21 protein-coding genes and 1 riboswitch are annotated in these 23,565 nt (G+C 47.8%); of the genes, 10 read left to right on the top strand and 11 right to left on the bottom strand.

Annotated features, from left to right (window positions below; all coding sequences use genetic code 11):
- Positions 1 to 47 precede the first annotated feature (47 nt).
- On the top strand, positions 48 to 5,399 hold the full coding sequence (locus QUA54_RS12675; RefSeq protein ID WP_333414910.1) for a PAS domain-containing protein: 5,352 nt from the start codon (positions 48 to 50) through the stop codon (positions 5,397 to 5,399).
- A gap of 384 nt (positions 5,400 to 5,783) precedes the next feature.
- Here the strand turns inward: QUA54_RS12675 and QUA54_RS12680 are convergent, their stop codons facing one another.
- Entirely contained in the window at positions 5,784 to 6,107 is a 324-nt protein-coding gene (locus QUA54_RS12680) for a WGxxGxxG family protein (protein WP_172192635.1), read from the bottom strand.
- Between the two features lie 322 nt (positions 6,108 to 6,429).
- Here QUA54_RS12680 and QUA54_RS12685 point away from each other — a divergent pair, with 322 nt between their 5' ends.
- Both QUA54_RS12685 and QUA54_RS12690 read left to right on the top strand, forming a co-directional pair.
- The gene (locus QUA54_RS12685) at positions 6,430 to 7,074 is read left to right on the top strand and encodes a hypothetical protein (protein ID WP_172192637.1); all 645 of its coding nucleotides are present in this window, start codon (positions 6,430 to 6,432) and stop codon (positions 7,072 to 7,074) included.
- 20 nt (positions 7,075 to 7,094) lie between these two features.
- Entirely contained in the window at positions 7,095 to 7,841 is a 747-nt protein-coding gene (locus tag QUA54_RS12690) for a pentapeptide repeat-containing protein (RefSeq protein WP_333414911.1), read from the top strand.
- Between the two features lie 178 nt (positions 7,842 to 8,019).
- On the opposite strand, the gene QUA54_RS12695 is transcribed toward QUA54_RS12690, so the two are convergent.
- Complete coding sequence (locus QUA54_RS12695; RefSeq protein ID WP_333201110.1) at positions 8,020 to 8,547, bottom strand: hypothetical protein; 528 nt, start codon at positions 8,545 to 8,547, stop codon at positions 8,020 to 8,022.
- An 85-nt stretch (positions 8,548 to 8,632) separates the two neighbouring features.
- Between QUA54_RS12695 and pyrE the strand changes: the two genes are divergently transcribed.
- From pyrE to QUA54_RS12710, 4 genes are all read left to right on the top strand, one after another.
- On the top strand, positions 8,633 to 9,220 hold the full coding sequence (gene pyrE / locus QUA54_RS12700; protein WP_333414912.1) for an orotate phosphoribosyltransferase: 588 nt from the start codon (positions 8,633 to 8,635) through the stop codon (positions 9,218 to 9,220).
- A gap of 486 nt (positions 9,221 to 9,706) precedes the next feature.
- Positions 9,707 to 10,192: a hypothetical protein gene (locus tag QUA54_RS12705; RefSeq protein WP_333414913.1), complete on the top strand. Its 486-nt coding sequence runs from the start codon at positions 9,707 to 9,709 to the stop codon at positions 10,190 to 10,192.
- A 273-nt stretch (positions 10,193 to 10,465) separates the two neighbouring features.
- Complete coding sequence (locus QUA54_RS34465) at positions 10,466 to 10,552, top strand: DNA cytosine methyltransferase (RefSeq protein WP_445242740.1); 87 nt, start codon at positions 10,466 to 10,468, stop codon at positions 10,550 to 10,552.
- A 13-nt stretch (positions 10,553 to 10,565) separates the two neighbouring features.
- Positions 10,566 to 10,901 carry a hypothetical protein gene (locus tag QUA54_RS12710; RefSeq protein WP_333414914.1) on the top strand — a complete coding sequence of 112 codons (336 nt, stop codon included), beginning with the start codon at positions 10,566 to 10,568 and terminating at the stop codon, positions 10,899 to 10,901.
- A gap of 127 nt (positions 10,902 to 11,028) precedes the next feature.
- Here QUA54_RS12710 and thiC read toward each other — a convergent pair whose 3' ends face one another.
- A complete protein-coding gene (thiC, locus tag QUA54_RS12715) occupies positions 11,029 to 12,402 on the bottom strand; it encodes a phosphomethylpyrimidine synthase ThiC (RefSeq protein WP_172190916.1) in 1,374 nt (457 codons plus the stop codon).
- 7 nt (positions 12,403 to 12,409) lie between these two features.
- Positions 12,410 to 12,506, bottom strand: a riboswitch (TPP riboswitch).
- A 162-nt stretch (positions 12,507 to 12,668) separates the two neighbouring features.
- Positions 12,669 to 13,487 (bottom strand): Uma2 family endonuclease, encoded by an 819-nt coding sequence (locus QUA54_RS12720; protein WP_333414915.1) that lies wholly within the window; start codon positions 13,485 to 13,487, stop codon positions 12,669 to 12,671.
- A gap of 58 nt (positions 13,488 to 13,545) precedes the next feature.
- Here QUA54_RS12720 and QUA54_RS12725 point away from each other — a divergent pair, with 58 nt between their 5' ends.
- Positions 13,546 to 14,085: a hypothetical protein gene (locus QUA54_RS12725; RefSeq protein WP_333414916.1), complete on the top strand. Its 540-nt coding sequence runs from the start codon at positions 13,546 to 13,548 to the stop codon at positions 14,083 to 14,085.
- A 269-nt stretch (positions 14,086 to 14,354) separates the two neighbouring features.
- On the opposite strand, the gene QUA54_RS12730 is transcribed toward QUA54_RS12725, so the two are convergent.
- Complete coding sequence (locus QUA54_RS12730; RefSeq protein WP_333414917.1) at positions 14,355 to 14,915, bottom strand: Uma2 family endonuclease; 561 nt, start codon at positions 14,913 to 14,915, stop codon at positions 14,355 to 14,357.
- Positions 14,916 to 15,209: 294 nt separating this feature from the next.
- Positions 15,210 to 17,357: a tetratricopeptide repeat protein gene (locus QUA54_RS12735; RefSeq protein WP_333414918.1), complete on the bottom strand. Its 2,148-nt coding sequence runs from the start codon at positions 17,355 to 17,357 to the stop codon at positions 15,210 to 15,212.
- 31 nt (positions 17,358 to 17,388) lie between these two features.
- Between QUA54_RS12735 and QUA54_RS12740 the strand changes: the two genes are divergently transcribed.
- Entirely contained in the window at positions 17,389 to 17,514 is a 126-nt protein-coding gene (locus QUA54_RS12740) for a hypothetical protein (RefSeq protein WP_333414919.1), read from the top strand.
- Between the two features lie 158 nt (positions 17,515 to 17,672).
- On the opposite strand, the gene QUA54_RS12745 is transcribed toward QUA54_RS12740, so the two are convergent.
- A complete protein-coding gene (locus QUA54_RS12745; protein WP_333414920.1) occupies positions 17,673 to 18,545 on the bottom strand; it encodes a 6-carboxytetrahydropterin synthase in 873 nt (290 codons plus the stop codon).
- Between the two features lie 48 nt (positions 18,546 to 18,593).
- The gene (locus QUA54_RS12750) at positions 18,594 to 18,920 is read right to left on the bottom strand and encodes a hypothetical protein (RefSeq protein ID WP_333414921.1); all 327 of its coding nucleotides are present in this window, start codon (positions 18,918 to 18,920) and stop codon (positions 18,594 to 18,596) included.
- A gap of 79 nt (positions 18,921 to 18,999) precedes the next feature.
- Between QUA54_RS12750 and QUA54_RS12755 the strand changes: the two genes are divergently transcribed.
- On the top strand, positions 19,000 to 20,499 hold the full coding sequence (locus QUA54_RS12755) for a cyclic nucleotide-binding domain-containing protein (protein ID WP_333201977.1): 1,500 nt from the start codon (positions 19,000 to 19,002) through the stop codon (positions 20,497 to 20,499).
- 105 nt (positions 20,500 to 20,604) lie between these two features.
- Here the strand turns inward: QUA54_RS12755 and QUA54_RS12760 are convergent, their stop codons facing one another.
- The 3 genes from QUA54_RS12760 to QUA54_RS12770 form a co-directional block, all read right to left on the bottom strand.
- Entirely contained in the window at positions 20,605 to 21,285 is a 681-nt protein-coding gene (locus tag QUA54_RS12760; protein WP_333414922.1) for a J domain-containing protein, read from the bottom strand.
- 449 nt (positions 21,286 to 21,734) lie between these two features.
- Positions 21,735 to 22,697 (bottom strand): cysteine synthase A, encoded by a 963-nt coding sequence (gene cysK / locus QUA54_RS12765; RefSeq protein WP_333193846.1) that lies wholly within the window; start codon positions 22,695 to 22,697, stop codon positions 21,735 to 21,737.
- A 56-nt stretch (positions 22,698 to 22,753) separates the two neighbouring features.
- Positions 22,754 to 23,194, bottom strand: a complete 441-nt coding sequence (locus QUA54_RS12770) for an Rrf2 family transcriptional regulator (RefSeq protein WP_333193844.1) — start codon at positions 23,192 to 23,194, stop codon at positions 22,754 to 22,756.
- Positions 23,195 to 23,565: the final 371 nt, after the last annotated feature.

Here is a 23,565-nt window from a genome sequence, read left to right on the forward strand (position 1 = left end):
ATATACGCTCGCCAGCTCATACCGAAAGACGTAGAGACGACTAATTGATGGAAGCTTGGCAAACCCCACAAACTAATTTAACCGACATTCCGATCGCCGAGGAACTGTCGCGCCGCACCCCTCGATCGCACGATCGAAAAGCAGAAAACCGAGCGCTACAAATGCTGGCTCGACAACTGGCAAGCTCACCCCACACGCTGCTCAAAACACTGGTTGCGATCGCTCAAGATTTGTGCGGCGCAGGAAGCGTGGGAGTCTGCTTGCTAGAAGAAAATGCCAATTCCGAACAAATATTTGGCTGGGAAGCCTTGGCGGGCGCGTGGGAAGCCGCAGAACACACAAACACACCCCGCAAATTGCGTTTGTCGGGAGCTGGTTTCGATCGCCAAAATCCCCAGCTTTACTTCGCTCCAGAACAATACTTCACCGACTTGCAGCAGCTAAAATTGCCGATCGCCGAAGCGTTAGTCGTGCCGCTGCAAGCAGAAAATCAACCGCTGGGGGCGATATGGATTGTATCTCACGATTCCGATCGCCAGTTCGATGCCGAAGACTTGCAGATCGCGATCGCCCTAGCAGACTTTGCCGTTGCCGCCGTACAAATCGATCGCGCCAATCGAACCAAAGAAGCTTTGCGAGAAAGCGAAGAACGCTGGCAGCTAGCCTTGCAGGGAAACAACGACGGCATTTGGGATCAGAACCTGCAAACCAATTGCCATATCCTGAGCGATCGCGGTTTAGAGATTTTGGAACGTCGGCCCGAAGAAGTCAAGCACTTCAGCCAATTTTTAAGCTACATTCATCCCGATGATTTGGAGATCGTGCAAAGCAATTGGCAGCAGCACTTGCATCGAGAAACCTCACATTACTGCTGCGAGTACCGCATTTGCTGTCCCGACGGGCGCTACAAATGGATTTTAGCCAGAGGGCGAGCAATTTGGGACGAGTCAGGCAATCCCTTGCGGGCCGTGGGCTCCCTCACAGATATCAGCGATCGCAAACAAACTGAAATTGCCTTAAAACAAAGCGAAGAACGTTTGAGCATCGCCATCGAAGGCTCAGGCATGGCAACCTGGGATTTAGACGTGCGAACAAATCGAGTAATTTGGTCGGCGACCCATTTCAGCATTTTGGGCTGCCAACAGACACCGGGCAGCGAAACAACCTTCGCTGCGTGGCAAAACTGCGTGCATCCAGACGACTTAAAGCAAGTCCTGGAGGCAATAGAAACAGCTCGGCAAACCCGATCGCTCTACTCCCCCGAATACCGCATCATCCGGGCCGACAGCGGAGAAATCCGCTGGTTGAGCTCGTTCGGGCGCTATCTCTACGACGCCGCAGGCGAAGCAGTGCGGTTTATCGGAGTATTATTTGATGCTACCGATCGCAAAATGGCCGAACTCGCCCTGCACCAGAGCGAGCAAACCGTGCGCCGTCAACTTCTAGAGATAGAGTCGCTCTACCAAACAACTCCCGTGGGTTTGGCCGTTTTAGACACAGATTTGCGGTACGTGCGGCTCAACCAGCGGTTAGCCCAAATCAACGGCTTGCCCGTGGAAACGCACATCGGCCGGACGGTGCGCGAAATATTCCCCGGCTTGGCAGACACAGCCGAAGCTGTGTTCCGCAGCCTTGTCGAAACCGGAGAACCGATGCAAAATTGTGAAATCAGCGGTGAAACCAAAGCTCAACCCGGTGTTGTACGCACTTGGCTCGTGAATTGGTGGGTGCTCAAAGACACGGGCGGGGAGATTGTCGGGATGAATGTCGCGGTACAGGAAATTACCGATCGCAAAATCGCCGAACTCGCCTTGCAAGAAAGCAACAACCGCTTTGAGTTAGCTACAAGGGCGATCGACGGCATCGTGTTTGAGTGGGATTTGGCAAGGAACTCAGTTTACCGTTCCGAGGGACTGTACTCCCTCGTCGGTGTCCGCCCAGAGGACGCACCCGCAACACCAGAGTGGTGGAGAGAACGCATTCATCCCCTCGATTTGCCGCGCATCCAAGCCGGAGCGGACTCAATCTTCAGTGCCGAGCGCTATGAAATCGAGTACCGAGTCCGGCACCAAGACGGGCGCTGGATCGATGTTTGGGAGCGCGGCTGTTCGATGCGCAACCAGCAAGGTGAACTGACCAAAATAGTCGGCTTCACCAGCGACATTACCAAGCGCAAACAAACAGAAGCAGCACTGCGCGATCGCGAAACCCACCTCCAGTTAATTCTCGACAGCGCCAAAGACTACGCCATCTTCACCCTCGACACCAGCGGACACCTTACCAGTTGGAACGCAGGCGCCGAGCGATTGCTGGGCTATGCCGAAGCTGAAATCGTCGGACACCACGGACGAATCATCTTCACCCCAGAAGACTCAGCAGCCGGAAAGCCGGAACTAGAAATGCACCTCGCCCTGACTCAGGGAAAGGCAATAAACGAGCGCTGGCACGTCCGCAAAGACGGCAGCCCCTTTTGGGGCAGCGGGCTGGTGATGCCCCTGCACGACGCAGCCGGCGAGGTGCAAGGTTTCCTGAAAATCATGCAGGACAAAACCGAGCGCCGGCAAATAGAAGAAGCACTGCGCCAAAGCGAAAATCGCTACCGCACCATCGCCGATGGCGTCCCGCAATTAATGTGGATCAACACCGCCGACGGCAGGTTAGAGTTTTGCAACCAACACTGGAAAATCTACACGGGCATAAGGCCAGAATTGCCGCTGGCTGCGCCGGTGCTGCACTTATTTCATCCTGAGGATCTGCCAACAGTTGTCGCCACGCGCACCAAAGCGATTGAAGCAGGAGAATCCTACGAATTTGAGTGTCGGGTGCGCAGGTTTGACAGCACCTACCGCTGGCATTTAGCGCGACTTGTACCCCTCAAAGACGCGAAGGGGCAGGTGGTGCAATGGGCCGGGCTCGGCATTGATATTGACGATCGCAAACGAGCCGAAGAAAGCTTAGCAGAAAGCGACCGCCGCTTCCGCTTTCTGGCTGAGTCGCTGCCCCACCTGATTTGGAACGTAGACTCCGGCGGGGAAATTCGTTTTACGAATCAACAAAAATGGTTGGAATATCTGGGAATGTCTTACGAGGAAGCCGTTCACAACAATTGGGAGTCCCTGGTGCCGCCGTCCGATGCGGCAGAAGCTTTTGCCCGCTGGCAAGAATGTCAAATCACCGGAGAAGTTTATCAAGTTGAGCTGCGCCTGCGGCGGGCAGCAGACCAAATGGAACGCTGGCATTTGTCCCGCGCCGTGCCATTTCGCGGCGCGGGGGGCGAAATTGTCGAGTGGATCGGCACGTATACCGATATTCACGATCGCAAACAAGCCCAACTGAACGAGCAGTTTCTCTCCGAGATCGAAGTCCGCTTGCGGCAGCGCTCTAACCCGACAGAAATGTTGTGGGAAGCGATGAACAGTCTGGGAGAATATTTAAAGGTCGATCGCTGCATATGGAACGAAATTGATGTAGAAGCCGGCCTGGCAATTGCCCAGCAAGACTGGCACCAGTCCGACCTTGCCAGCATCACCGGCACCTATCAAATCTCAGACTTTAAGACGGCAGAACTGAAAGTTCTCTCTATGGCAGGTCAAACACTTGTCATCTCAGATATCGCTAATGACCCGCATACAGCGCATTCGGTCGATAACTACGATGCCCTTGGCATGGGCGCTTTGGTCGATGTTCCCTGCCTTCAGGAAGGGCGCTGGGTGGGTCTTTTGGTGGTGACCTCAAAGGTGGTTCGGCACTGGCGGCCGGATGAAGTTTCGCTGATGCAAGAAGTGGTGGCTCGCCTCTGGCCTGCGATCCTCCACGCGCGAGCCGTCCAAGACTTGCACGAAAGCGAGGCTCGGTTCCGCGCTCTAGCTGACAACATCGCTCAGTTGGCCTGGATGACAGATGCCACAGGCTGGATTTTCTGGTACAACCAGCGCTGGTTTGACTACACGGGCACCACCCTAGAGGAAATGCAAGGCTGGGGCTGGCAGCAGGTGCAGCACCCGGAACACGTCGATCGGGTTGTCGCAAAATTTAGGCGCTGCATTGAAACAGGCGAACTCTGGGAAGATACTTTCCCCTTGCGCGGCAAAGACGGATCTTACGGCTGGTTTCTCTCCCGCGCCGTGCCGATTCGCGACGATCGGGGCAAGGTGCTGCGCTGGTGCGGCACCAACACCGACATTACGCATCGCAAAGTTGCAGAAGCGGAACGGGAACGCCTTCTAGCGCGGGAAAAGGCAGCGCGGGAAGAAGCAGAACAGGCTAACCGCGTCAAAGACGAATTTTTGGCTGTTTTGTCCCACGAATTGCGGACTCCCTTAAACCCGATTGTGGGGTGGACGAAGCTGCTGCGATCGAACTCTCTGACACCGGAAAAGCAGCGTTACGCCTTAGAGACGATCGAGCGCAACGCCAAACTGCAAACCCAGCTTATCGAAGATTTGCTCGACGTGTCGGGGATTCTGCAAGGCAAGGTCAGCTTGAATATTGCACCTGTGGATTTAGCCGGGGTCATCGGCGCTGCTATTGAAACGGTGCGTCTGGCGGCGGAAGTCAAGTCGATTCAAATCAGCACTCAATTTGCACCGAATCTCGGCCCGGTGTTGGGCGATGCGGGGAGACTTCAGCAGGTACTCTGGAATTTGCTGTCCAATGCCGTCAAGTTCACCCCGCCGAGAGGCAAAATTGAAGTCGTTCTCGATCGGGTTGACACCGACGCCCAAATTACTGTAACTGATACTGGAAAAGGTATCGAAGCTGATTTTCTGCCCTATGTATTCGACTACTTCCGGCAAGCTGACAGCACGATGACGCGCAAGTTTGGCGGATTGGGTTTAGGATTGGCGATCGTCCGCCATCTCCTCGAACTCCACGGCGGCACGGTGAAATCGGAAAGTGCAGGCGAAGCACAAGGCGCCACATTTACCGTCACGATACCCCTGATGCCCGCGCAACCTCAGACAAGTCCTGCTGCGGCTGCGCCGGAGCAATTCTTCAATTTGAGCGGTATCAACGTGTTAGCGGTGGATGATAATGCCGATGCGCGAGATTTGGTGGTTTTTGTGCTTGAAAATTGTGGGGCAAGCGTTACAGCAGTTTCTAACGCCGACGATGCCTTGGCGGTTTTAGGTCAGTCTGTGCCGGATGTGCTGTTGAGCGATATTGGAATGCCTGACACGAACGGTTATCTGTTGCTGCGGCAGGTTCGGGCTCTGGCGCCAGAGCAAGGGGGACTGGTTCCGGCGATCGCCCTCACCGCTTATGCTGGAGAAATTAACTATCAGCAGGCCCAGGCTGCCGGCTTCCAGCGGCATCTTTCTAAGCCTTTTGACGTGGACAAGTTGGTGCAGGCGATTTGGGAGGTACTCGGTCGATCGGGCGGAAACAACATTATTTAAGGTATTTTTAGGTCTGAAAAGTCTTTATTTAACGAACCGCCAAGACGCAAATAACGCGAAGAAGAAAGGAAGAAGAAAGGAAGAAATAAATAATATCAAATCCGGTTACATTTGAGATGTTGCACCATTCTCAATAAAGCTTTTATAGGCAGCGTCGGAGCAACGGCACATAAGAAAATCCATCTATTGTGAAACAAGCCGGAAAGCCTGTCCTTGACAATGGTGCAATATCTCAGATGCAACCAATTTTACAGTCGTTCGATCGCGCCTCATCTCAAACAAAAAAACCTCACAGATGGAGGTTTTTTGATGATTATTGGCGATCGTCGGACAGGTTAAAACATCCTGTCCCTGCATGATGCCCACAGCCCTAATACTCGATTATTAGCGGTAGTCAGTGCGCACGGCTGGATCGCGATCGCCCGTTGTAGTGGTATAGCGGACATTTTCTTCGCGTTTGCGGGGAATCAAACCTAACAAACCGGACAAGCCAAGCAATCCCAACCATCCCCAGTCAAAATCGCGATCTGTCTCAGCATTGTAGACATCGGAGCGAGGAGTTGTGGTGGTGGTGGTGCTGTTAGTACCGCCAGTTGTACCGCCAGTTGTATCTGTCTGAGCCGAAGCTGGCAGATTACCTGGTACCATGGCTAAACCAGCAGCTAGAATGCCTGCACCGATTGCTTTGGATAAATCAGAACGTTTCATAATTCAAATGCTCTCTGTTGGCAAAAATCTTTAACTATCATCACTATATCGATCGGCTATTAAAGTTAAATCCACCTCTAGCAGTAAACATTGTTATGTTCCACGTATAACTACAGATTGATATCAAATTTTTAGCAGGCGCACGAAATTAAAGATTGCTCGCGGAGGCACTCCGGCACTAGAAATCGCGGGTCTGGAACCAGACTCGGTTATGAGGCACTCCCGCACTCCCGACAACAGACAAGGTGTTGTTGACAAAAAAAGGTAAACTCAGATATTGCACAGACAAATGTTGGAACTCGATCGACGGAGATAAAAACTTTTGGGAATAGAGCTACGCAGCTACGTATTTCTAGACAATTTGCAGCCGCAGCACGCAGCATACATCGGTACAGTCGCCGCCGGATTCTTGCCGCTGCCGGGGGATGCGTCGCTGTGGATAGAAATCTCGCCCGGTATCGAAATTAACCGAATTACCGATGTCGCCTTAAAATCAGCCTCCGTGCGCCCCGGAGTGCAGATAGTCGAACGCTTGTACGGCCTTCTGGAAGTACACTCAAGTCAGCAGGGGGAAACGCGGGCTGCAGGCAAAGCAATTCTAGAATTCATGGGAGTCCGCAGAGAAGAAGGTATCAAACCGCGAGTGATTTCCAGTCAAATTATTCGCAACATTGACCCCCACCAAACACAATTAATCAACCGCACCCGCCGCGGACAGTTGCTGCTGGCGGGGCAAACGCTTTACGTCTTAGAAGTAGAACCGGCTGCTTATGCAGCGCTGGCGGCCAATGAAGCAGAAAAAGGCGCATCTATTAACATCTTAGAGGTTCAGGCTGTAGGCAGTTTCGGACGACTTTACCTCGGCGGCGCAGAACGAGATATTATAGCAGGTTCCCAGGCAGCAATTGCGGCGGTGGAAAACGTAACGGGTCGAGAAAATCAAGCAATTTTTGGTCGCAAGGAATAGCCGTTAAAGGAGATGCAATTATGGCAAACACACAGCATTTAGCGCTGTTAAAAAAAGGTGCTGTTACTTGGATTGAATGGAGAAGTCTCAACCCAAATATAGAACCGGATCTCAGCGAAGCTAACCTCGCTGAAGCAAATCTAAGAGGCGCGCATCTTTGGCGCTCGAATCTTTTTAAAACAGACTTGTTTAAGGCTAAATTAATTGCGGCTAACCTCGCCGAATCTAATCTTAGTTTAGCAAATCTTGCCGGAGCGCAACTGCTCGAAACTAATTTAATTAAAGCTAATTTAACTGGAACCAACCTGCGATCGGCCGACATGAGGCGAGCTGATTTGAGCGGTGCTAATTTAATTGGGTCTGACATCACGGCGGCCAATCTCCAACAAACCGATTTCGCGGATGCGAATTTAATCGGTGCGGTGATGTTTCGAGTAAATGCGATGGGCGCGAACCTCAACTTTGCTAATCTCAGTCAAGCCAATCTCACTCAAGCCGAATTCATTGAAACACATTGCTATGCAGCCAATTTCTCTAAGGCTAACCTCGGGGAAGCTCACTTCACTGCCGCCTATCTTTTCAAGGCAAATCTCTGTTTTGCGGAGTTGAGCGCTGCCGATTTCCGGTGGGCAAACCTCGGCAAAGCTGATTTGAGAGGGGCGAATTTGACCCGGGCAAATCTCAGAGGAGCGAACTTGGCGGGAGCTAATCTGGGCGAAGCTATTTTGAAAGGAACAATCATGCCTGACGGCAGCATTATTTCATAAATATTGGATAATATTTAGTTTTGTAAAATAACCGCGATAGTTAAAAAAAAGCCAGTTGCGCGTTTACCGACAGCATCGCCAAAACATGAAATTTTGGGGCGGGTTCAGACTTTCTCTCTCATAGAAATCCGAGATTTAGTAAACCCGCCTCGGCTCAAAACTCGCAACTGTCGATCGACTAATTTTTGCCGGCCGGCGATACTTGATAAAGTCCTCTGACGGGGCCTGGATCGGTCTGTGAATCCTGCTGCTGCGTTGGAAGTGTAAACTGATCTTGGAGCCCGGCGGGAGTGGGGAAACAGCCGCTCGGTTGAGGTGCTAGCTGGCAAGCTGCAGGCAGTGCCATGACTGAGGCATCGAAGGGATTTACGGCATCTGGGACGCGGAGAATCGGATCGCTGGAAACTTGGCGCTGCATTACTCGTCGGTAGAAGCCGTTGACGCGACTGGCATCCCTCTCGATTTCTTTTTCGGGAAAGGCAACGACGCCGCTGGGAGAACCGATGCCTAAATAGTCGCCCAAGTAACCTTGCAAGCTGACGTTGTGGTAAAAGTCTCCTGAAGCTTCAAAGAATTGTCGGTTGAAGTCGTCGGCAATCGGGTGAAATCGAGCTGTTTGTGCTTGAGCTGGTTTGACGGATGCCAGTGCGGCAGAGGCGACAGCGAGAATCAACGCGCCGCTCAGGCTTTTTAACTTTTGACTCATAATATTTCAGCCTCCTTAATTAATTCCGATTCCACTATAAACTGATTATCGGCGGATTATTTGTGTTTTTTACACGGTGTGAGTTATGGATGCTGCGGATTTAAAGGTGTTGCGCGATCGACTTCTAGATTTGCTGTGCGAGTTTGCTTATCGTGAAGGCGATTTTGTGCTGTCTTCAGGGCAGAAAAGTTCTTATTACATTAACTGCAAACCGGTGACGCTGCACGCTGAAGGTGCTTTGGCAACTGGACGTTTGCTGTTGTCGATGCTGTCGTCGGATGTGCAAGCTGTGGGCGGTTTGACTTTGGGTGCTGACCCGATTGTAACTGCGGTGAGCGTGGTTTCGGCTTTGGGCGATCGACCTATACCAGCTTTAATTGTCAGAAAGGAGACGAAGGGACACGGGACAATGGCGTATATTGAGGGCCCACTGTTGCCAGAGGGCACGAATGTGGCGGTTTTGGAGGATGTGGTGACGACGGGTAAGTCGGCGATGCAGGCGGTGGAACGGTTGCGGGCGGCTGGTTATAAAGTCGATCGCGTGTTGTCGCTGATTGACAGAGAGCAAGGTGGTGCTGAGTTTTATCGCTCTGTTGGATTGGACTTTGAGGCAGTTTTTACGATTAAGGATCTTAAGGAATGGCGATCGCGCATCGCTGAATCAGAAGAATAGCCCTAGCTTCTGCCTCCAAAAATATAACAAAAGCGCAACTTTAGTCGCTACTGCTAAATAGTAGTGATTAAAGTCCCTGCTACCAAGAGCTGGGGGAATATTTACGGGCAATGGGTAAGTCCTAGTGCCATGTGTCGAGAGTTAAAAAGGCAGGGAATAACAAAAAAAATACGCTCCTGGGCCGTCAAGCTGCGACGCCGTGCGGGTACAAAAATTAAGAATAGAATACTGGGAAAAAGTGAATAATACAGAGCCATAAAGCTTGGTATTGCTAGAGGAAATCGGTGTTTGATTGGGTGGGATTAGAAACTATGGCAGCTCTAATTTTATCAAAATCAGCTCAGGTACTTGGATCGCAATGGAAAATAAAGTTTTCGGTGCTAAACAAGCGCAAGCTTTCAGGTCAGAGTCTCTACCAATCGGCAGATTTTAGCAGAGCGAAATTATAACCTGAGTGAGATATTAACTAGAGAAGACTGTTTTAATATGTTACATGACCCGACGCAAGGAGAAGCAGTAATGATTTTACCTGCATCTATTCAAGGGAAATGGAAACTACTGGCAACAGCCTTGATTTTTCCTCTGACACTAATTGGTGTTGGCATTCAGCAACAACCGCTTCAAGCACAACAAAATCCATCTAAGAGTAATGTTGCTGCATTGCCAGATGGTATTTACCTGTACGGAGATTCGCCACAGCCCAACCAAGTTCTTCAAAACTATATTGTGTTTCAACGCCAGAACGATCGGGTCGTCGGTGCAATCTACGCGCCGCGATCGGACTTTGCGTGCTTCACTGGTAAAATCCAGGGAAATACACTGTACGGGAAGGCAATCTCAGCCGGAAAGATTCAAACAGTTGAAATCAATACTCAGCTAACCAATCTGCATTCTATTCGCACAATTAGCTCAAACGATCGGCGCATTCTTTCAACGTGCCAAGAAACAGCGCAAGCTAACATATCCAGGTAAATCTTTTACTTAGCTCAAATGCTGCATGAGGCGGGCGGTGCGTTACACTGCGTTAACGCACCCTACGAATTGAAAATTTCTAGTTACCAGGATCTGCCTGGTAATACAGCGTATTCCAGGTTTATGAAATAGGGACACGGCAATGCCGTCTCCCTACGGTGGGGATAGATCGATCTAGGATGTCCTTCATAAATGTGGAATATGCTGTAAATATCTAGAGGCTATGCCTCGATTAAAAAATAGTACAAAAGATGAGTTTTGACCGCCGGCTTAATGGCCCTGAAAAAAATCCGTTTTATTGACTTATTCTCAGGAATAGGCGGCATGAGATTAGCGTTTGAATCCGCCGCTGTTCCTTGAATCTGGAAACAGAATGTCTCTTAAGCAGCGAAATCAATCCCGACGCTCAGTTAGTTTACCAGTACAGGGTAGGCGACTAATTGACTATTGCGGTGGCAATTCGATTCATTCTTGGGAACTGGGTTTGCGAGGCGAGTGCAGTTTAGACAGAATTGAGTTGATGAAGAGTTTTATATGGAAAAGGCGAAATAAAGAATTTGGGCATGACTCCGATGGCAAGCTATTAACTAAAGAGCAAATAGCTACTTTTTTTGCTCATCCCAATCTGGATAAAATTCTGGATTCCTTGGTAACAAAAAAGTACCTGCAAGGGAACATCGCAATTCTCCTTTTGGGAAACTCCTTTTAATATAACCTTAAGTAATGTGCGCCATCAGCACCCTACTTTTGAGCGGGCAGGATGCCCGCCCCACAAGAAACGAAACAGCTTTACGATTAAGTAAGGTGGGCAATGCCCACCCTACGAATTAATCCAATTAGCTTTGGGCTACAGGTTCCTTAGCCAAAAACTTCTCTAATTCCGTCAAAGCATCGGCATCAACCTTAGTCTGCATCGGACAGAATTTAGGGCCGCACATCGAACAGAATTCAGCAGTTTTGTAGATATCCGCCGGCAAAGTTTCGTCGTGATATTCCTTTGCCCGTTCTGGATCTAATGACAGCTCAAATTGACGGTTCCAATCGAAATTGTAACGCGCTTTCGAGAGTTCATCATCGCGATCGCGCGCACCCGGACGGCCCCGTGCAATATCTGCAGCGTGAGCCGCGATTTTGTAAGCAATCAGCCCGTTTCGGACATCCTCAGCATTCGGCAATCCTAAGTGTTCCTTCGGCGTCACGTAACACAGCATTGCAGTACCGTACCAACCAGCCATCGCCGCCCCAATTGCTGAGGTAATGTGGTCGTATCCAGGCGCAATATCTGTCACCAACGGCCCCAAAACATAGAAAGGTGCTTCGGAACATTCCTCCATTTGTTTCTTGACATTAAACTCAATTTGATCCATCGGAACGTGACCGGGCCCTTCCACCATTACCTGCACGTCGTGTTCCCAAGCTTTGCGAGTTAATTGTCCCAAAGTTTTGAGTTCAGCTAATTGAGCATCATCCGACGCATCGTGAGTGCAACCGGGGCGCAAAGAATCTCCCAAACTAAACGAAACATCGTATTTTTTGAAGATTTCAATGATGTCGTTAAAGTGAGTGTAGAGGGGATTTTGTTTGTGGTGATGGAGCATCCAGCGCGCCAAAATGCCACCGCCGCGAGAGACAATCCCAGTCAGCCGATTTTTCACCAAAGGCAAATGCTCGATCAAAATTCCGGCGTGAATAGTTTGGTAATCAACACCTTGTTGAGCGTGTTTGTCAATGATGTGAAGAAAGTCATTGGGGGTCAGACTTTCCATATTACCGTGAACGCTTTCTAAAGCTTGGTAAATTGGTACAGTACCGATCGGCACCGGTGAAGCTTTGATAATTGTAGTGCGAATTTCATCCAAATTCCCGCCGCCGGTGGACAAGTCCATCACGGTATCAGCGCCGTATTTCACTGCTAGTTTAAGCTTGTCAACTTCTTCTTCCATATTGGAAGAGTTGGGAGATGCACCGATATTAGCATTGACTTTGCATTTAGACGCAATGCCGATCGCCATCGGTTCCAAATTCGGGTGATTGATGTTAGCGGGAATAATCATCCGTCCCCGCGCTACTTCGGCGCGGATCAGTTCTGGCGGGAGATTCTCTCGCTTAGCAACAAAGTGCATTTCCTCAGTAATTACACCTTGGCGGGCGTAGTGCATTTGAGATACATTGCTCTGCCCGCTACGCTTAGCGATCCATTCGGTACGCATATTTAATTTCCTTGATAAACAGCTTCCCTCCGCTGGTATTACCCAGACTCAGGTTCTAAGGGTGTTTTCTCAGCCCGGATATTCGGGCACCCCTAGCTAAGCTGTTAATAGTAGCACTGATGTCTGTACCAGATGAAAGCAATTAAGGAAATCTTAATATAAACAATGGGGTGAAGAGATCGAAAGTGCGATCTGTCTTTCCCGACTTCTGATATTTATGCTGTGAAAAAAGTGTGATGGTACCCCATTTAACAACCTAAAAACACTCACAGCTCATCAGGATTAATCCCCCTTTCGCGCAATTTTGCTGCTAGGCGATCGGCGCGTTGTTTTTCTTCCTCCGCGCGAAGGTGTTCTTCGTCAGCGCGAAGGTGTTCTCGTTCCGCCCGCTGGCGTTCTTCTCGGGCACGTTCCTCTCCAATTAACAGCAAATTCCCTTCACTATCCCACCAACGCAACCAAGGTAAATTCATCTCATCATATTCACCTTGCCAAATGCCCAACTCAACTCCAAGCTGAGGAATCGGATAGCGACCGCGCTCATTTACACTCATGCGCTGATAGCGATTGTCTTCTAAATGATACATTTCTACAGCGGCTTTTTTCACTTCATAAATGCCGTAGTAAGGCACGCGAATCGCCTGTTCGTAAACCCAAAATTTGCCCACCTTTTGTTCTTCGGCTTGACCGGGTTCGGGCGGCGGCGTTCTGTCTCGCTCTTCTGCACCGTTCCCCGACACAAATTCCAAAACAATGAGCGGTGCAACGTATTCTTTCCACAATACATAAGAACGTCGCACCTCACCATTTAAGAGTGGGGGAACATTCGGCACATAAAACCAATCGGGCGCTTCGGCACCGCGTTCGAGTGGGTCAGTTAAACGCCAATAAATCCCGCAATCTTGACCGATGCGATAGCGTCCGTCTGGATGAAGTCGTTGCAATATTGGTCGGAGTGAATCAGTGAGAATAATGCTTTGAGGAAGTTCTTGAAAGTTTTTCACAAAAGTACCATCGGACTCTGGCAGTTCAGTGTGGTCTGGGAGATGGGTGACTTCCAATTCAAATGATTTGGCAATAGTCATAACTTATCTGTTAACTTGGTTGTATGCAGGCTTTTTAAAACATCTCCCATCATAACTTATGAATCTCGAAGAAATTTATCCAATAACTTTGAAGTATCAGCCTTTTCGTGACCAGGATTGGCGAGTAGTGGAAGAGGAGTCACACTATGTTCATCGAATGCTGGATGGAGTTCTCTCAAATTGGCCTGAAAATCTATTAAAGGAGTGGCTATATCGTCATCCTGACTGCATGGAAGACTATGCTTTTCTTAATCTAGAAAGACTAAAATTTACTTTAGAGACTTGGCCTCTTGAGCGGGTTCCGGGGTCAGAAGCCTTTAAGGATGAGAGTTTTTGCGACAACTTCGAGAATATTGAGGAACGGGCGGAAGATAATAACGACTGGCTTGCTCGCTATATGCTAAAAGAGGGTACATGGAATACTCCCATTGTGTTACTTGAGAATCAGGATCGATATAACCTATCGACGCAAGTGCAATTAAAGCAACCTTATCATTTACTAGAGGGGCATAGACGATTATCCTTCTTAAACGGTTTAAGGCGCTTGAATAAAGCTCGTCCACATCATCAAGTTTGGCTCGCTAAAATACATACTTAATATTATGCTGGTAGATCGCACTTACAGCAGATTGCAGCTTTATGAGTTAGACCAAATTTTGGAGTTGAGAGGTTCATGGTGGAATCTCACACTGGCTTCCCGATCAGGAAAATCAGCCAAGATACAGCATTTGTATTTGAATGTTGATAAATACTATGCTTATAATTAACTGTGAAACAAGAGAAACTGCACTAGATAAATTGTATCTTTCTATGAGATATCGCCACTTCTCGTCACCCGATAAAGTTTAATAATCTACAAAAATCAGCTTAACCCAATATAAAATCAACACTCACTACAAACTCGGGAAAAGCCAGCGGCGCAACTTGTTGACCGCGCCAAAACTTGAGCATTAAACTATAACCGTTCGGGCATGGCTGACGGTAGACTTCCAAACAATTTTCAACTAAATCTACTAGCCAAACTTCTTGAATGAGCGATCGAGCGTAAATGGATACTTTCACATCTCTGTCATAATCAACCGTACTATCTGAAACTTCAACTAGCAGCAAAACTTCAGATGGTACTGGATGGGCTGTAGCGTAGTAATCAGCACGAGGTTCCAGCAATACAACATCCGGTTGAGGTTCAGTGCGCTCCGTCAACTGGATAGGGTCTTGAGCACCTATAATCGCACGTCTTCTCTCCAAATCCGAGAACACAGCGATCAGACGCTTAACAGAACTTGCGTGACGAGTACCAATTGCAGCCATTTTAACAATCTCTCCTTCTATGAGTTCTACCCGATCGCCCTCCGAGAGAATACCCGCCTCAGTCATCAAATGATATTCTTTTACTGTAAATAACCGTTTTTGAAGCTGAACAGACATATAACTATTCTCCTTGTTTGCAGCTTCCCTAAATTTACCATAAAAAAAACCGCCCCAAACGGCGCGGCAAAAAGAGGAGCATTTTCAATGACAAACTTTAGACAAAAAGCATTTCAATGCCCGCTATCAAGTCGGTTAAAAGACTCGTCAATAACTGTAGGGGTGGTTCATCGCAACTATTAATACAGTTAAATTTGATTGTTATTGCAAAAGTTCCTCTCGATATTATACAGCCCACATATTCTCATCCCTTACTAACTTAAAAGTAAGGTGCGCTTGCCGATTACCTGACACCTATGAATTTTGAACAACGGAATTCGGCTTAACTTCAGTCTCTTTTTCCCCGGATTCATTTCCGTGTGTATCCTGCTTTAATTCTGATACAATTGCGCCTCGATCGCGCCAAGCTTCGGCATTCTCAGGCTTGATGGCAATAGCCCGATCGTAAGCTGCCATTGCTGCCTTATAGCGCTTTAATGCTGACAAAGCTGTGCCGAAGTGGTGCCAAGCATCGTAGGAGTCTGGCTTAATAGCAATCGCTTTCTCATAAGCTGCGATCGCTTCTTCATTGCGCTGCAATTTTGCCAAAGATTCGCCTTTACAAAACCAAGCTTCGTAACACTCCGAATTAAGAGTAATTGCTGATTCGTAAGAGGCAATTGCTGCTTCGTGCTGCGACAGTTTGTCGAAAGCTGCGCCTCGGTTGTGCCACACTTCAAAATCCTGCGCTTTAATTGCTATTGCTTTGTCGTAGCATTCGATCGATTCTTGATATCGCTGCATTTTTCCGAGCACAGCGGCTCTATTGTACCAAACTTCGTATTTGTCTGGCCGGATTCCCAGAGCTCGATCGTAAGAATCAATAGCATCGCTGTAGCGGAGCAGTCTCCACAGCATATTGCCTCGATTGTACCAAGTTTCGTATCTCTTCGGATTGAGTTCAAGAGCGCGATCGTAAGAATCAACTGCTGCTGCGTGCTGCTCTATTTTGCCCAGCATCGCGCCTCGGTTGTGCCAAATTTCGCTGTCGGTTGCTTTGATAGCGAGGGCGCGATCGTAACTGGCGATCGCTTCTTCGTAATGCTGCAATTTAGCCAACAAAGCCGCTATACTGTGCCAACAAGCGTATTTTCGGGATTCGCTCGAACTTGCTCGCTCGTAACAGACGATCGCCTCTTCGTACTTCTGCAATTTTGCCAGCAAAGTCGCTTTATTATACCATGCTTCGTAGTGATCGGCTTTAATTAATATTGCTTGGTCGTAACAGGCGAGAGCTTCTTCCTGGCGCTGCAATTTTATTAACACATTTCCGCGCCAATACCAAGCCTCATTCAAAAATTTATTCGCTAAAACAGCTTTTTCCAAGCAGACTAATGCCTCATCATAATTGCCTTGAAAATAAAGCCCTTCGGCTTGCTTGATATAATCGTCAGCAATCAAATTTTCGTCGCTAGCAGGTGCAGTTTGCGAATTTTGGGAATTGTTTAAGGGCGGTTGAGGTGCGAGTTTGAGAGCTTCTTTGGCAACAACTGCGGGAACTTGGGAAATTTCTTGAACAATTTGAGATTTTTTCTCGTCAACTTCTGTCAACAAAACTTGCAAGTGCATGATAAATTGAGATTTGAGAGTCTCAATTTGCTCGACGGAAGATTTAGAAAGTTCAGTTTCTCTAGTTAAAAAATCAATTGATTGTTTAGCAGCACTCATTTGCGCTTCTAATTCATTTTTCAATTTTTGAGTTAGTTGGCTAGAATTTATGAGTTCTGATTCCAATACACCAATGCCCTGCAATCGTTTATTGGCATCAGCAACTAACTGTTTGATTATCAGCCGTCGCATCAGCCAAAAAAAGGCCATTGTCATTGGTGGAAAGACAGTACCGAGAATTAATAAAATATTGAGCAGAGTTATAGTATTATTAAAACCGTATCCAGATTCAGCACTGCCAGTAGACGGGGAGATAAAAGCGAAAACCTCGCGAACTTGAGGATTGCTTTCAACACCGATTTCGATTAATTTAGCCAGCCAAGTTTCTTGTAAAGATTTTGTTAGTTCATCGCCGGATGCAGCAGGAGTATTCGCCTTGGTTTTTGCAGCAGCAGATAAATCGGGTTGAGCCGAGGCTACCAGCAAACCAGTCTGGGATTTTACAGCAATTCGCGGGGAAAATTGTTCGTGGGCGATCGTCTCAGGCGCGCTGATTGACTCAGCCCGACGGGATGCGGTAGTATTTGGGGAAAATTGTTCGTGGGCGATCGTCTCAGGCTCGCTAATTGACTCAGCCGGACGCGATTCAGTATTATTTACGGCATCAACAAAGTTGCTAGCTTGCGGTGTCTGAGGAGAAATAGGAGGTGCAGCAGGATTGGCGCTAGTATTAGCAGTTAAATTGTGGGATGCGAGGGCAGCCAGACTTAAGAGAGCTAGATTAGAGACGCGCATAAACGTCAACTCATTTAGGAGAAATTAGTGCTTGGTTGTCAGCGATCGGGCGATCGACCTCATGCTCTCAGCAGTTAGAATAGCTGACATGAGGAATGCTGACTTACTATCTCCAAAATACGCGCGCAGCCTGACTTGTCAGGAAAAGTGCCAATAATTCTGAGTGTGGAACTTTTTTGAAAAAATATATTCTCGCGCCTAATCCGGTTGAATAACTCTCGGAATCATTATTAGGCTGGTAGGGCGGGGTTCAGCAATCTGCACAATTAGCCAAAGATCCGGCTGAACCCGCCCCAACTGAACCGATTTTTAACTCTAAACCTTAGCTAAAATCGCTGACGGCTGCTGACGTTCCGCCGCCACTTCCTCTAAATCAGCGCCGTAAATTTCACAGCTATTATTCGGACTTTCAATCAGTTTAATCTTGTGCAACTCTGCGCCCAATTCCCGAACGGGCGATCGCAACAATTGCCCGATCCGAACAGCAATATTCTCCGCAGTCGGCACAACGTTCTCAAAATAAGCAATATCCTTATTTAAAAAAGTGTGATCGAAAGGTTCAACAACATAATTGTCAACTGCTTTTTGCAAAGCTCCCAAATCAGCAATCATGCCAGTCCGCGCATCAATTTCTCCTTTAACCGTCACCTCTAAATGATAGTTGTGACCGTGACCGTTGGGACGAGCACATTTGCCGTAAATTTCCGAGTTTTCTTCAAAACTCAAATCGGGACGAGCCAACCGATGGGCCGCACTAAAATGAGTGGACAGAGTTAAATAAGCTTCCATTCCGTTTCCTAAATATTCAGCCCAAAGTTCGGGATGTTCAAACAATTGAATTTTGCTCAAATGTAAATGAGGGGCTAGCCGCAGCCAAATTTGCCGTGCTATGTTTTCGGTAGTTGGCAGAGTCTGCTCAAATTCCGGCCACGCTTCGTTAAGGTAGGAAAAATCGAGATCTTTGGTAACTTCCTGCTTGATGACGTGCTTGACATCAGACAGGTTGAGCACCATGCCGTACTCGTCGAGTTCGCCTATCATGGAAACGTAAAGGACGTAATTGTGTCCGTGTCCCGGTGCGCGGGCAGTTGGGCCAAACCGCTCAAAGTTCTCGGCTTCGCTCAACTCCGGTAGCCAGTACCGGTGACTCGCCGAAAACTGTGCCCGACGATTGATGATGCACTGCATAAAAGTCAAGTAGGGTAAGCTTGTTAAGTTCTGTAAAGGACTTACTTCTTAAGGATAAACTAATTTTTGCTGGAATTTTTCAATAATTTGAGGGTGCTGTAAATGAATTTCTACCAATTTTCCAGATATTGGCAACACGTCGTTGCTCGATCGAGCCGCAGGGCCGGGTTTACGGCACAATACAGATATCCGGCAGAAAATACCGCTACAAAATAGTTTTTCGCCATCAGTTACTAACCCATCAGTTACCAGCCTTTGAGAAAGTGCCTGAAGCGGATCTATTCCGTTCGCGAAGCGTTCCCGAAGGGTAGGGAATCCACCTTTTTTGCAACACAGGGCACTCCACCGTTCGAGTTTTTCGCCTAAGCTCTGCAATAGTTAGCAGTTGGCGGTTCAGTTGCGCTCAAAACTAATTACCCACGATCGATCACCAATTACCTATTACCAAATATTAATGAATTGGATTACTGCACGAGCCGATCGCTTTTTTGAACATTTCTCGGGTGCGATGACAACCCCGCTATTCTATATCGGGAACACTCATCTGTCCATCAGTGCGATCGTCAAACTGATAGTTTTAGCTATATTTGCCTTGATTGTAGCTAAGATTATCAGCGAAGGAATCAAGCGCAGCGTGCTAGTTCGGATGGGATTGGATCGCGGCAGTCGAGAAGCAATTTCCACCATCATTAGTTATATTTTAGCAACTCTTGGCTGTATATTCGTCCTGCAAAGCGCCGGCATAAACCTCACTTCTCTCACCGTCTTGGCTGGGGTTGTCGGCATTGGTTTCGGCTTCGGCTTGCAAAATCTCGCCAGCAACTTTATCAGCGGTCTCACCCTGCTATTTGAACACCAAATTAGAGTCGGAGACTTTATTGAGATTGACCATTTATTAGGAACAGTAGAAACTATTTCCATCCGCTCCACAATTATTAAAACAATTGATGGACTGTTTGTGATCATACCAAATATTAAGTTTGTCGAAACTAACATTATTAACTGGAGTTACAGAGACCCCAGATGCCGCCTCCACATCCCCGTCGGCGTTGCTTACGGATCTGACCCAGTAATAGTTACGGAAGCGCTGTTAATTGCAGCGCGGATGGAATCGAATGTTTTGTCCCATCCTTCTCCTAAAGTATGGTTTCACGGTTTTGGAGATAACGCTTTAAATTTTGAACTTTTAGTTTGGATTGACCAGCCACAAGAAAGCGATGCCATTAAAAGTGCAGTTAATTTTTTAATAGATTACGAATTGCGCCACCGAAATATCGAAATTCCTTTTCCGCAGCGGGATTTGTGGCTGCGAAACCCCCAAGAGTTAACTAAACTTTTTTACAATAACAAAGATGATAATTCCAATGGCAAAGTTTTTCCGCATAATGCCAAACATTCAGCCGAGATAAAATCTAATCCCCCCGTTCCTGAACATAAAAATCCAGGGCCTAAATCCCCTAATAATTGGACGCTGCGAGATTTGTTGCGGCGAGTAACTTATTTTGAACAGTGTACGGATTTAGAATTGCGACAGTTAATTGAATACGGCTACCGACAACTATTTCCAGCGGGACAGGTTGTATGTAAAGAAACTGACCCTGGCGATTCTTTTTATATTATTCTTTCGGGTACTGTAGAAGTTCTTTCTCAAAAAGCCGGTCAGTATATTGCTACGCTTCACGAGGGCGAGTTTTTTGGGGAAATATCTTTGCTGTTGGGAACTCCGAGAACGGCGACTGTTAAAACTAGCGAAGATGCAATTTTGTTTGTGGTGGAACGCCACGACTTGCAAAAACTTTTAAGAGAACAACCGAATTTAGCAGATCAAATTGCTCAAAAATTGTCCGAACGCCAGCAAGCTTTGAGAGATTTGGGATTGTTAGATGGCGACTCTCTGGGACAAACTCCTTTTCTTAAAATTCGCAAGCGAATTCAAGTTCTTTTTGGAATTTGAAAGAAGGAAGAGGGAAGAAGGAAGAAGGAAGAAGGAAGAGGGTAGAGGGTAGAGGGAAGAGGGTAGAGGGAAGAAAGAAGAGGGAAGAGGGAACAATCTGCTTTTTTAACTTTTAATTTTTAATTCATCCTGTGCTTCCCGCCGCAGTCTAGCGGCAATTCTAAACAGTTCTTGGCCGGTGTGCAAGTGGCGATCGTCATAATTGAGGGTAAATAAATGCAATTCTTCTATGCCGTCTCCGACTTGATTAATACAGTAGTAGAGATGGGCCGCAACTCCGGCTACATTAGAGGGATTGGGCATGGATGTAAGAAAGTTATGAGCTTTTTTGAGAAACTCGCGGCTGGTTTCGATATAAAGTTGAAACTTTTCTATCAGTTCGTCATCAAACGGATCTGCGGACAATTCGTCTATTTCTTTTTTAAGTGGCTTCAAGATGCTGTTGAGCATTCTATTGACTGGTTTGTATACTTTAATCAGCCACTGTTGCATTTGTTCGTCGGCGTCCCGTGCTGTTTGTTTTTGCTGGCGGCTGACGTTTGGTGCGGTTGGTGATTGCTGTTCGCTGGGGTCGGAAATTTGGCGATCGTAAGATTGTCTGTGTTGGGCATCTCCTAATATTTCATAGGCTGCATTGAGGCGGACAATCTCTTCGTGATCGGCTTTGGAGCTGTGGCTGTCTGGATGAAATATTTTGACTAAACGGCGGTATGCTTGTTTAATCTCGGCTTGTGTTGCGGTTGGGCTAATTTTTAGGGTTTTGTAGTGATTGGTAACGGAAGACACGCTGTTATTTCCTTGAAATCTGGATAATCTGCGAAAAAGTGCTTGACAAAAATATCATTATTTGCTAATTTATTAGGTATTTATATGATATAAATGTCAAAAAGTGTAAGTAAAAAACGTCTGTTTTCAAATTATCATAAATCTATTTTAGAAAAACATTGATGCTTTTGAAGTGGCAAGCCGATCGACATTGGGGACTCATATAGCGGTGCTCCCGCCAACAGTTAGCTCCTTCTTTTCTTTTCTCTTCCTTCGCCACAAGAGCGCTCAGCGCCCGCTTCGCTAACGCGCCGAAAGCAGTTCAAAAAAAGCGCCTTCAGAAATTCGGCATCATTCGCGATCGAGGCAGCTACAATCTATCGCAATTTTTCAAGGTAAAAACCAAAGCCAAGCAGGGCGTACAGTGTACGCCCTGCTCTGTGTTTCTGCCACTTGGGTCGGAGGCTGAGCTAGTTGAGGGCCATCGCCAGATTGAGTTCTGGATCTTGGAACAAGGGAGTGCTGAGATAGCGTTCACCGAAGCTAGGCTGAATCATCACAATCAATTTCCCTGCATTTTCGGGACGCTTGCCGACTTTCACCGCCGCACACAGTGCCGCACCGCTGGAAATACCTGACAAAAGTCCTTCTTCTCTGGCCAAGCGGCGGCCGTAAGCGATCGCCTCGTCATCCGTAACAACTATAATTTCGTCGATCGAATCCACATTCAGCACCGGCGGCACAAAACCAGCACCGATACCTTGAATTTTGTGAGGCCCTGGCTTTCCGCCCGACAGTATCTGACTGTTGGCCGGCTCAACGGCGATCGCCTTAAACTCGGGTTTCCGTGACTTAATCACCTCTGCAACACCCGTAATCGTACCGCCGGTACCGACTCCCGAAATCAGGAAATCCACCTCGCCGTCTGTATCTTCCCAAATTTCCTCAGCCGTTGTCGAACGGTGAACCTGCGGGTTCGCTGGATTCCGAAACTGCTGCAACATATACGCATTGGGAGTTTTGTCCACAATCTCTTGAGCGCGGCGGATGCAGCCGCTCATGCCCTCAATTCCCGGAGTCAGTTCTAGTTGGGCCCCGTAAGCTCGCAGCATCGATCGGCGTTCCGTGCTCATCGTATCCGGCATGGTCAAAATCAACTGGTAGCCCTTAGCCGCCGCCACCATTGCCAGAGCAATTCCGGTATTGCCAGAAGTCGGTTCCACTAAAACCGTTTTGCCTGGAGTAATCAGCCCTTCGGCCTCGGCTTGATTGACCATACTGACACCGATGCGGTCTTTCACCGATGATGCCGGATTCATGCCTTCGAGTTTTACGACAATCCGAGCCAAGCAGCCTTCAGCTTGGGGAATGCGGTTGAGTTGCACCAAGGGCGTCCGCCCTACCAATTCTGTAATGTCGCCAGCAATACGCATAATCTTTGTCAGTTTGTGGTTGAAAGTAAATGTTAATTCCTAGTTGGCAATATTAACTAGATGTAATACATGATATCGAGCTGCCGTCTGCCATTGCGCTTTTCGCAAAGATCCTGTAGCGTATATTTTTGCAAAACTGAGTTGGCAATCGATCGGGCTTCTTGCCAAACTTCCCAAATCACAGCACTTTCTACAGTTTGAGCAGGCGAGTCTTTTTCAGCTCGATCGAAATCTGAGCCTTCGAGACAGTTGATAATTTCTAGGAGTGTAATTTTCCAGGGTTCCCTAGCCAAAATATAACCTCCCTTAGCTCCTCGCTGGCTGCGAATCAGCCCGCAGCGTCTCATGGTAGCCAGCAACTGCTCTAGATATCGATCGGGAATATTTTGCTGAGCCGCTATCTGGCGAATTTGCAGAGGCTCGCCTTCATCGTAGCAATCGGCAAGCTCCAGCAAAGCTAAGATTGCGTATTCGCTTTTACAGGAGAGTTCTACCATAATTGCTTTAAATATCAGAATTATCAACTTTGAAGTCAGATGTTAAAAGTCTCCTCAATGTTGAGTTCCCAATTCTAACTCCTAACTTTACCTTTTATTATACCCCGGTTTTCCACTGAACTTAATCGACTTTCATGTCTCGATCGTTGGGACGCTCCGCACTCTCGCTTCTGTGAAACCCAGTGGCTCGTTTAGACTTCCTCTGCTTCCACGACTGTATTACCTCAATCAAGAAACCAGGTTTCTGCGTCTATGACCGCAATCTTGTTTAATTTTTAATAGATTCTCGGCGTCCAATTCGGCCTATCGACAAAAAAGCCCTGCAGCAGGCAGGGCTAAACTTAGCATCTAGAGTTGCCAGCAGAGAGGGT

This window comes from Microcoleus sp. MOSTC5 (assembly GCF_036701825.1).
Classification (GTDB): Bacteria; Cyanobacteriota; Cyanobacteriia; order Cyanobacteriales; family Microcoleaceae; genus Microcoleus; species Microcoleus asticus.